The organism is Lysobacter sp. CA196 (assembly GCF_052078695.1).
Lineage (GTDB): Bacteria > Pseudomonadota > Gammaproteobacteria > Xanthomonadales > Xanthomonadaceae > Lysobacter.
In genome coordinates, this window is record NZ_JBQJIN010000038.1 from 40,628 (window position 1) to 48,130 (window position 7,503).

7 protein-coding genes are annotated in these 7,503 nt (G+C 68.0%); 4 read left to right on the forward strand and 3 right to left on the reverse strand.

Going from position 1 to position 7,503, the window contains the following annotated elements; translation table 11 throughout:
- Positions 1–53: 53 nt before the first annotated feature.
- A complete protein-coding gene (locus tag ACTOWK_RS21880) occupies positions 54–1,763 on the reverse strand; it encodes a ShlB/FhaC/HecB family hemolysin secretion/activation protein (protein ID WP_441332205.1) in 1,710 nt (569 codons plus the stop codon).
- A 406-nt stretch (positions 1,764–2,169) separates the two neighbouring features.
- On the opposite strand from ACTOWK_RS21880, the gene ACTOWK_RS21885 reads away from it, so the two are divergent.
- The gene (locus tag ACTOWK_RS21885) at positions 2,170–2,457 is read left to right on the forward strand and encodes a hypothetical protein (protein ID WP_441332202.1); all 288 of its coding nucleotides are present in this window, start codon (positions 2,170–2,172) and stop codon (positions 2,455–2,457) included.
- Positions 2,458–2,518: 61 nt separating this feature from the next.
- Here ACTOWK_RS21885 and ACTOWK_RS21890 read toward each other — a convergent pair whose 3' ends face one another.
- Positions 2,519–3,532 carry a YeiH family protein gene (locus tag ACTOWK_RS21890; protein WP_441332206.1) on the reverse strand — a complete coding sequence of 338 codons (1,014 nt, stop codon included), beginning with the start codon at positions 3,530–3,532 and terminating at the stop codon, positions 2,519–2,521.
- A gap of 157 nt (positions 3,533–3,689) precedes the next feature.
- Between ACTOWK_RS21890 and ACTOWK_RS21895 the strand changes: the two genes are divergently transcribed.
- Positions 3,690–4,631 carry a LysR substrate-binding domain-containing protein gene (locus tag ACTOWK_RS21895; protein WP_441332203.1) on the forward strand — a complete coding sequence of 314 codons (942 nt, stop codon included), beginning with the start codon at positions 3,690–3,692 and terminating at the stop codon, positions 4,629–4,631.
- A 96-nt stretch (positions 4,632–4,727) separates the two neighbouring features.
- Here the strand turns inward: ACTOWK_RS21895 and ACTOWK_RS21900 are convergent, their stop codons facing one another.
- Positions 4,728–5,066, reverse strand: coding sequence for a P-II family nitrogen regulator (locus tag ACTOWK_RS21900; protein WP_031371341.1), 339 nt, complete (start codon positions 5,064–5,066; stop codon positions 4,728–4,730).
- A 276-nt stretch (positions 5,067–5,342) separates the two neighbouring features.
- On the opposite strand from ACTOWK_RS21900, the gene ubiK reads away from it, so the two are divergent.
- A complete protein-coding gene (gene ubiK, locus ACTOWK_RS21905; RefSeq protein ID WP_057919385.1) occupies positions 5,343–5,609 on the forward strand; it encodes a ubiquinone biosynthesis accessory factor UbiK in 267 nt (88 codons plus the stop codon).
- Positions 5,610–5,616: 7 nt separating this feature from the next.
- Positions 5,617–7,134 (forward strand): YifB family Mg chelatase-like AAA ATPase, encoded by a 1,518-nt coding sequence (locus ACTOWK_RS21910; protein ID WP_441332204.1) that lies wholly within the window; start codon positions 5,617–5,619, stop codon positions 7,132–7,134.
- Positions 7,135–7,503: the final 369 nt, after the last annotated feature.

Below are 7,503 nucleotides of genomic sequence, written 5' to 3' on the forward strand. Positions count from 1 at the left end.
GGAAAGTCGACCGCATTCGCCGCGCAGGCCTGCGCGACGCGGCGGCTTGCCGGTCAATACGACCAGGCGAGGTTGAAACCGGTAGTGGTGTAGGCGGTGGGGTAGCCGCGCGGCGCCGACAGCGGCGCGCCGACGAAGCCGTCCCAACTCAAGCGGCGCCAGCGGCCGCGCAAGCCGAGCACCGCACCGGCGAGGTGGTCGCCGGATTGCCACGCCGCGCTCGGGCCGCCGATGTGGCCGTAGTCGGCACCGAGGTAGGCCTCGTGGGCACCACCGAGCGACCAGGCGAGTTCGTTGCGCAACAGCCAGCCGCGTTCGCCGCTCAAGGCCACCTCACCGTCGAAGCCGCGCACGGTATAGCGCCCACCGATGGCGAAGCGGTCCTGCGGCACCAACGGCGTGCGGTTCCATTGCCCGCGCCAGCTGCCGGTGTAGCGCAGGCGCTGTTCGCCGATCTGCCACGGCACGGTCAGCTGCAACTCGGCGGCGATCAGCTTCATGCGCGAGGTGCCTTCGCCGAACGGCTGCTCCGGCGCGGGCAGCGCGTCGAAGGCACCGGTGCCGCGGCGATAGGACAGGTTCGCGTCCACGATCGCCTTGCCGATGAAGCGCTTGTAGGTGAAGCCCGCTTCCCAACCGGCATTGCGCCGGCGCTGCACTTCGATCTCGGTGTCGTCGATGAAGTTGTCGGACTGGCGCCACCAGCCGCGCGCGTACGCGCGGAACTTGCTGTGGGCATCGCGAAACAGCAGCCGCGCCACACGCAGTTCGGCATTCTGGCTGGAGCCACTGTAGCGGTAATCCTGGCTGGCGCCGGCTATGGTCTGGTGGTAGTCGTAACCGCTCGCAGTCGCGCCCAGCATCCAATAGCCGAACGGCAGGTCGTAGTGCGCGGTCCAGCTCGACGTGCCCTTGCCGCTGCCGTTGAAGGCGCCGTGGCCGAGGTTGACGTAGAACAAGTCGTTCAACGCCAGGCCGTGGTCGATCGACAAGGTCGCGTTCGCCTGCAGCTTGCCGGTGCCTTCGCTACCGGCATCGTCCAGGCCCAGATTGGCCCGGAACGGCGAACGCTGTTGCCAGGCGACGACCAGATCGCTCTCGCCGGGCGCGGCGTTCGCCGCGGCGGTCGGCGCGATCTGGATGTCCGCGGTCACCGTTGGGATGCGCTGGAAATTCTCCAAGCCTTGCTCGATGTCGCGCAGATTGAGCAATTCGCCCGACCGTGCCGGCAACGCGTTCGACAGCCTCGCGCGCGGGCCGCTGCCGTCGGAGAAACGCAGTGCGCTCACCCGCCCCGGCACCACGGTCAAGCTCAGGATGCCGCCGCTGAGGTCCTGCGGCGGAGCCAGCACGCGGGTGGTGACGTAGCCGCGGGCGATGATCGCGTTCTGTACCCGCTTCATCAGCACGTTGACGCCCTGCACACCGAGGCAGCGGCCGGACCAAGGGTCCGCGTCGCCATCGGCCGCTTTCAGCGCCCATTGAAAGCGTTGCGATTCTTCGCCATCGAGCTTTAGCTCATGCACCGCGAAGCACGGCGTTTCGCCTTCGGGCAAGCGCTCGGCAACCGCCTGGCCGCCTTGATCGAGACGCACGTCGGGACGCGTTTCCTGTTGTTCGCGCAATGCCCGCTCGCGCTCGCGTTGGCGCGAAAGTTCGCGCTCGGCTTGATCGGGCGACTGCGCGCCGGCAGTCGCGACGACGCCGCTCAGCAGGCAGGCCAGGCAGGCGCTCAACGGCCGCTGCCGGCTCAGGGGTTTTATCAAGGTCACTGCACCGCTCCTGTGGTTTCAAACGGACTCGGACCCAGGCGTCGCGCCAGCGCAAGCGATGCGCAAAGACCGACGCGAAGGAACCGACAGGGGCGATCGAGATGCGGCGCCATACGCGAGCCGTCGCGGCGCCGTTCCTGCACGAAGCTGCAGTGCGAACGGGCGCGTACTGTTCGCATTGCGCTTCGTGGCTCAGCCATACGGGCTAAGACGACCTGGCACACTCATCCATTGATAGCTCCGCTCCATACTCCGAACTGCGTCACAAATTTCGTGCCAGCAGTGGAGCGGCAATGGCGAGCGGCCTCATCCATCGCGAATGCGCAAAGCACATTTGACGTCGCTGCCGGATAGTTGACGCGACGCGTCACCTGCTGACCAAGCAGGAAGTCAACGCATGGAAACTGAACGATGCGAGCCCTGTTACGAGCGGGCCGATAAGCACATTGGCGAGGCGGCCGGATGCGATTCGGTCGCGGCTCAGATCATCGCGGGCGGCGCGATGTCATGGCTTCTTGTCGATGCGAACGATGAATACGCATGGAAGCTGCAACGGCCGATGTTGCCGGCCTGGCAGCGTAAGAAACACACGCGGGAGAAATGCGGAAAGCGGTCAGGCCACGCTTCGCCGGGCGCTTGCGTCAGCACGAGGGGGCTCAGCAACGACGGGTGTCATCCGCCGTGATCGACCTGGTGGCGATGCCCAGGCAAGAGATCGAAACGACCCGATCAGGACGACAGGTGGATCAGGCCGAACCGAACAGTTTCGCCATACCGACATTCAAGCCGTAGCCGCCGATGGTCAGTACGCAGAACAGTACCGCGGCGAGCAACATCGGCTTCGGGCCGGCCTGGCGGATCGCGCCGACATGGGTGCGCAAGCCCAGTGCGGCCATCGCCATCGCCAGCAGCACGGTGTCGATCTGCACGATCGCGGCCTTCCACGGCTCCGGCAACAGGTGCAGCGAGTTGAAACCGCTGACCGCGACGAACCACAGCGCGAACCACGGCACGACGATCTTCGACTTCGCCGCGCCCGGCGCGGCGCCGATGCGCGACGACAGCAGCAACAGGAACGGCGCCAGCAGCATCACCCGCAGCATCTTCTCGATCACCGCCGCCGAGGCCGCGGACTCGCCGACCGCGCGGCCGGCGACGACGACCTGGGCGACTTCGTGGATGGTCGAACCGGCATAGACGCCATAGGCGTGTTCGCTGAGGCCCAGGTAGGGATACAGCATCGGGTAGACGAACATGCCGAGCGTGCCGAACACCACCACGGTGGCGACCGCGACCGACACTTTGTGCGCTTGGCCGCGCACCACCGGTTCGGCCGCCATCACCGCGGCGGCGCCGCAGATGGCGCTGCCGGCGCCGATCAGCATCGAGGTCTCGCGATCGAGCTTGAGCCAGCGCGTGCCCAGCCAGGTCGCCAAGCCGAACACGCTGGCCACGACGACCATGTCGATCGCCAGGCCGGCCACACCGACCCCGGCGATCTCCTGGAAAGTCACGCGGAAGCCGTACAGCACGATGCCGAGCCGCAGCAGCGTGCCCTTGCTGAAATCCACGCCGCTGCCGGCGGCCGCCGCAAACGCGGGGAAGACGGTATTACCGACGACGATGCCGAGCACGATGGCCAAGGTCAGCGCGCTCAGGCCCCAGGCCTGCAAGGCCGGCAGCGAGGCCAGCGCCATCGCCGCGGCCGCGATAGCCGCCGCCAGCGCCAACCCTGGCCAGAACCCAGGCGAGCGGGTCAGGCCCGGTTGCGAGGAGGCGGCGGACGAAGACGGGTTCAGGACGGACACGGCACGGGACTCCAAAACGGCGGCGGATCGACAACGGCGCCAAGGTAGGCCCGCGCATCCGGGGAGTCCAATACATATAATTCAAGTATCCATGAACTGAGCTCATGCCATGAACCTGCACCTGTTGCGCGTGTTCCTGACCGTGGTCGAACAGCAGAGCTTTTCGCGCGCGGCCGAGGCATTGTTCGTCAGCCAATCGGCGGTGTCGAAGGCAGTACGCGAGCTCGAACACCAGCTCGACCTGCCCCTGATCGAACGCAACGGCGCCGAAGCCAAGGCGGTGCGCGGCGTGCAGCTGACCGATCACGGCAAGGCGGTGTTCGAGCATGCGCGGGCGATCTTCGCCCTGGAACGCATCGCCAGCGAGGACGTGCGCGATCGGGTCGAACTGCGCCAGGGCAGCCTGCGCATCGGCGCGAGCACCACCGTGGCCGCGTATTGGCTACCGCAGAGCCTCGGCCCGTTCGTGCGGCGCCATGCCGGGCTGACCGTGGAGTTGGTGGTCGGCAACACCGAGCAGATCAGCCGCGCCGTGGTCGATTGCCGGGTCGACGTCGGCTTCGTCGAGGGCGCGGTCGAGGATGCGCGCATCCAGTCCAGCCTGTGGCGCAGCGAACCGCTGCGTTTGGTCGCCGCCGCCGACAGCGCGCTGGGCGCCAAGCGCCGCCCTTCCCTCGCCGAACTCGCGCGCCAGACCTGGCTGGTGCGCGAACAAGGCTCGGGCACGCGCCAGGTCGCGCAGTCGCTGTTCGCCGCGCGCGGCATCGAACCGGCGCGGGTGATCGAGATCGGCAGCAACGAAGCGATCGCGCACGCCGTCGCCGCCGACGCCGGCATCGCCTTGTTGCCGGAAACCGTGGTCGCCGACCTGGTGACGATGCAACGCGTGCGCACGATCAAGCTCGACGAAGACGCGTCGATGACACGCCCGCTGTATCGACTGGAACTGGTCAACCGCCCGCGCGCGCCGGCGCTGCAGGCCTTTCTCGATCAGGGCGAGGCCGCCAGCTCAGTGTCGACGCAGGTGCGCCGGCCGGTTCGACACCGCTAAGGTCCGACCTGAACGATGGTCGCTTCGTTCACGGTCGTTCGGCCGCCGCAGCCGCCATCGTATGGAGCCGCGCCGGCAACGCCGGCCGGCGTTCGCTCACAGCGCGTCGCCGTCCATCTCGCCGGTGCGGATCCGCACCGCGCGTTCGAGGTCCCAGACGAAGATCTTGCCGTCGCCGATCTTGCCGGTGCCGGCCGCCTTCATGATCGCCTCGACCACGGTGTCGACCTGATCGTCGGTCACCGCCACTTCCAGCTTGATCTTGGGCAGGAAGTCGACCACGTACTCGGCCCCGCGGTACAGCTCGGTATGCCCCTTCTGGCGCCCGAAGCCCTTGACCTCGGTCGCGGTGATGCCGGCCACGCCGGCCTCGGCCAGCGCCTCGCGCACGTCGTCGAGCTTGAACGGCTTGATCACCGCCATGACCATCTTCATCGTCGATCTCCTTGCAATACCGCGCAGGATAACGTGCCACGCGGTCGCGACCTAGGTCCGACGCGGGTCACGCCGCTCGTCGGACGCCGTTCACACAGCCTCCGCGCGCTCCGTTGGACGATGAGGACAAAGCGCTTGCGGGCCTCGCGGGCGCCGTGATGTAGTGACCGCGTCATCCACTTCGGACTTTTCCGACAACCCACCACGGCCCCGGCCGACGGCGAGGTCCCGGTCCGGCGGTCAAGCTGACCCCATTGCCGGAGGAGCTTTCCCCACATGATCGACCTGAACTACATCGACGACCTCGCCCGCCGCCTCAGCTCTCTGGTTCCCGCCGGCTTGCGTGAAGGCCGCGAGGAAATGCAACAGAACTTCAAGTCCGTACTGCAGACCGGCCTGTCCAAGCTCGAATTGGTCACCCGCGAGGAATTCGAAGTCCAGCGCGCGGTATTGCTGCGCACCCGCGAGAAGCTCGACGAACTCCAGCGCACCGTCGCCGAGCTCGAAGCGCAACTCGACAACGCCTCCACGCCTCAGCACTGAGCCCGCCATGAACCTGGCACTCGTGCACAGCCGTGCGCGATCGGGCGTCCGTGCGCCCGCGGTGCGGGTCGAGGTCCACCTCGGCGGCGGCCTGCCGACCATGTCGATCGTCGGCCTGCCCGAAGCGGCGGTGCGCGAAGCCAAGGACCGCGTCCGCGCGGCGATCCAGTGCGCGCAGTTCGAATTTCCGCAGCGGCGCATCACCGTCAACCTGGCCCCTGCCGATCTGCCCAAGGACGGCGGCCGCTACGACCTCGCCATCGCCCTGGGCATCCTCGCCGCGAGCGGGCAGATCCCGCTCGAAGCGCTCAACGAGTACGAGTTCCTCGGCGAACTCGGCCTGACCGGCGAGCTGCGCGCCATCGACGGCGTGCTGCCGGCCGCGCTCGCGGTCGCCGCGCTCGGGCGCCGCCTGATCGTGCCGGCCGGCAACGGCGCCGAGGCGGCGCTCGCCAGCCGCGTCGAAGCGCGCACCGGCCGCACCCTGCTCGAAGTCTGCGCCATGCTGTGCGGCCGCGCCGAACTGCCGCAGGCCCAGGCTGAGCCGCTGCTGCGCGCGCCCGGCCTGGACATGCGCGATGTGCGCGGCCAGACGCAGGCGCGGCGCGCGCTCGAAATCGCCGCCGCCGGTGGCCACCATCTGTTGCTGATCGGCCCGCCCGGCTGCGGCAAGACCCTGCTCGCCTCGCGCCTGCCCGGCCTGTTGCCCGAGGCCAGCGAAGAAGAAGCACTGGAGACCGCGGCGATCGCCTCGGTCGCCGGTGGCACGCACGGCCACGGTCTCGACCCCGCACGCTGGCGCGAACGTCCTTTCCGCTCGCCGCACCACACTGCCAGCGCGGTCGCCCTGGTCGGCGGTGGCGCCGACCCGCGCCCGGGCGAGATTTCGCTCGCACATCAGGGCGTGCTGTTTCTCGATGAACTACCCGAGTGGGAGCGGCGCGCACTGGAAGTGCTGCGTGAGCCGCTCGAGTCCGGCGTGGTCACGGTGTCGCGCGCGGCGCGCAGCGCCGAGTTCCCGGCGCGCTTCCAACTGGTCGCGGCGATGAACCCCTGCCCCTGCGGCTGGGCCGGCGACAGCAGCGGGCGTTGCCGCTGCGCCGGCGAAGCGATCCGCCGTTACCGCGCGCGCATTTCCGGGCCCCTGCTCGACCGCATCGATCTGCACATCGAGGTGCCGCGCCTGCTCTCTTCGGCACTGCGCCCCGACCAACCCTGCGGCGAAAGCAGCGCCACCATCCGCGAGCGCGTCGTCGCCGCGCGCCAACGCCAATCGGCGCGCAGCGGCAAGAGCAACGCGCAACTCAGCCAGGCCGAGACCACCGCGACCTGCGCCATCAACGCCTCCGACCACGCCCTGCTCGAACGCGCCGTCGACGCCCTGCAACTGTCGGCACGTTCGATGCACCGCATCCTGCGGGTGGCACGCACTATCGCCGACCTCGCCGAAAGCCCGCGCATCGCCACGGCGCATTTGACCGAGGCGATCGGGTATCGGCGGGGGGAGCGGGAAGTTGGTGTTTAGAGCGCCATTGCGGATCCCTCCCTTGTAACAGCGACGCGAGTCGCGACCGCGGGACGCGCCGAATCAACAGCGCCGACGACGCCCATCGAAGCGGGGTGCGGTCGCAGGGGTAGGAGCGGCGCAAGCCGCGACCGCGCTGTTTCGCCCTTGCGGCGTATCACTCAAGCAAGATCAAGATCTAAATCAAACGCCAAAAGCTTCCGCCACTAAAGCGGCGGGTTACTTTCTTTTGTCTAAAGCAACAAAAGAAAGCTAACTGCACTGTCTAACCTCAAGCGCATCACTCGCCTTTGAGGTCAGCGCATGGGAACCCGGTACAGCCACTTCAGCGCCGAAGAGCGCGGTGTGATCATGGCCATGAAGCAGCAC